2 protein-coding genes are annotated in these 2,284 nt (G+C 62.4%); one reads left to right on the top strand and one right to left on the bottom strand.

What is annotated here, in order from left to right:
- On the top strand, positions 1-1,338 hold a 1,338-nt coding region (locus ABY403_RS15835; RefSeq protein ID WP_372841777.1), incomplete at its 5' end, for a cyclic nucleotide-binding domain-containing protein.
- A gap of 233 nt (positions 1,339-1,571) precedes the next feature.
- Here ABY403_RS15835 and ABY403_RS15830 read toward each other — a convergent pair.
- Positions 1,572-2,284 (bottom strand): alpha/beta fold hydrolase (locus tag ABY403_RS15830; RefSeq protein ID WP_372841776.1); only part of this gene is annotated, 713 nt, incomplete at its 5' end.

Genomic DNA, 2,284 nt, shown 5'->3' with positions numbered 1-2,284 from the left:
GTCGGCATCCTTGCGACGGGCTTCACGCTTTTTACCCTGATGGTTCAGGGTACCACGCTGCGAACGGTGATTGGCTGGCTCGGTCTGGATCGGCTGTCGCCCATCGACGAGGCGATGTCGCGGCAGGTCGTCGCCGTTGCGCTACAGACCGTGCGAGAAGATGTCGCCCGCACCACCGATGCCTATGAGTTGACCCATGATATCGTGCGGACCGAGGCCAAGCAGTTCGGCGAACGGCTGGGCGAGGCCGTCAGATCCGCCGACGACCGTAACGCCATTCTTGACAGAGACCGGATCACGCTGGGTCTGATCGCACTTGCCGGGTTCGAGCGCACCACGATCCTCGCGCGGGTACGCGAACGAACGATTTCTGCCCGGATGGCAGAACAGACCCTGTTTGACGCCGACCGGCTGATCGAGGGCGCGCGCTCTGGCGGGCGCAGCGGCTATCAGCGTGCGGCCCGCCGTTCGGTCGCCTATGGGCGGGCTTTTCGTGCCGCGGTTATGCTTCACAGCAGATTGAGGCTTTCAAGACCACTGGTGCGCATGACTGCCGACCGCTTCGAGCGTCTGCTGTCGCAAAGGCTTATCTTGCGCGATCTTGACGCCTTCATCGACGGGCGCATCCGCCGGATTCATGGCCGGCGGGTTGCCGAACTTCTGCATGCGCTGCTTACGCGGCGGGTCGAAACTGTCGAAACGGCATTGGAAGGGCTTCGGCTGCAATATCCCGGCTACGCGGAAGAACTGGAACGCCGCTTTATCCGGCGCACCGCCCTTCGACTAGAAGAGCGGGAATACACCGCCATACGCGAAGATGGCCTGATCGGTGCCGAGGTCTACACGGCACTGATGCAAGACCTCATCGCCCGCCGTAACGCAGCAGAGGCGCGCCCGCGCCTTGATATCGCGGTGCAAAGGATCGAGTTTTTCCGGCAGTTTCCCTTGTTCGCAGATCTCGACGATCGCGCACTGAAGAAGCTGGGTCGGTCTTTGAAAACCAGGTATGTCGATGCAGGAACGGTGATCGTTAGCAAGGACAGTGCTGCGAAAAGCGTCTTTTTCATAGCCTCGGGGGCGGTCGAGCTTGAAAGCGCTGGCCAGAGTTGGAGGCTGGGCAGGGGCGATATGTTTGGCCAAATGGCCTTGCTTATGCGCAAGGCGCGAAGAGCCGAGGTTCGGGCCATCGCCCCCTCAACGCTCCTTGTCTTGGACGAAGCGCGGTTTCGGCTGCTGCTGGCGCGCAGTGCGGCGCTGCGCGATGCGGTGCGCGCAAGTGCCGAGAAGCTGGGCGTTAATCCCGAAATGCTCTTGATGGAGCGCATAGTGGAAAGCTGAACCTCGCGCGCGAGGAGCCACATGCGCAAAACCCGCCAGAGCCCACCATCGCCTGACTCCGCACCCTCACTGGGGAGGGTTCCTGTTGTCGCCCTCATGGCCCACCGACCACGGGGGCAAAGGCTAGGGCTTTGCCCTGCATTGCGCCTTCTACGCGTTCGATCTGGGTCTCGTTGGTGTCGCACGCCGGTTCAGGCGCGGCCTGCACCTAAGCTGCTGCACTCGAACGAATTTTACGCCATGGCCGCGTAGCGGCTGCCCGGCTCTAGCGGGTTTGCCCTGATTACGTCGTCAAGCGCAGTGGCGATTTCGCTTACCACAGGCGGTTTCAATATGCCCAGATGATCGCTGTCGAACACCTGTCGAACTGGCTTCACCAGTGCCTCGCCCTTTGAGCCTGCCTTGACCAAAGATGGCCAGAAGCCACTTGCTTCGGCGTCACTCATCGAGGTGAAAACCCAGATCGGTGCGCTGAGCGGCGCGAAGGTTGCGCCCTCGAACAGCCCGATATGGCGCAGGTTGAGCGCGACGATCCGGCGCACCTGATCGGGTGCGATGCGGGGGTCGGTGCGCCCCACGCTTGGCAACCAGTCAAGAAATGCCTGCACCCGGTCGGCCTCGGGCAGAGGTGTCGTCTTGCGAATAAGACCGCTGATTGCCGTGCGGTCGGGCGGCCCGTCATGCCAGTGCAGCGCACCTTGCGCGCCAATCGAGGTGATGAACTCGCCCATCAACGGGCCCAAACGGTCGGCCGGGTCTAGCTTGGGGTCTATCCACTTTGGATTTGCGTCGATCGCGCAGGTGAGCAGCACCTCTCGCCCGCGCGATTCCAGTTCCGCGGTCAATGCCAGTGCCAGAAACCCTCCCATCGAAAACCCGGCGAGTGCCATCGGCCCTTCGGGCAGGTGCGTGCAGATCAGATCGGCATAGGCGCGCGCCAACTGCT

The sequence above is a fragment of the Phaeovulum sp. genome, from assembly GCF_041596715.1.
Classification (GTDB): domain Bacteria; phylum Pseudomonadota; class Alphaproteobacteria; order Rhodobacterales; family Rhodobacteraceae; genus UBA6213.
This window is presented reverse-complemented; position numbering and strand designations above follow the sequence as displayed.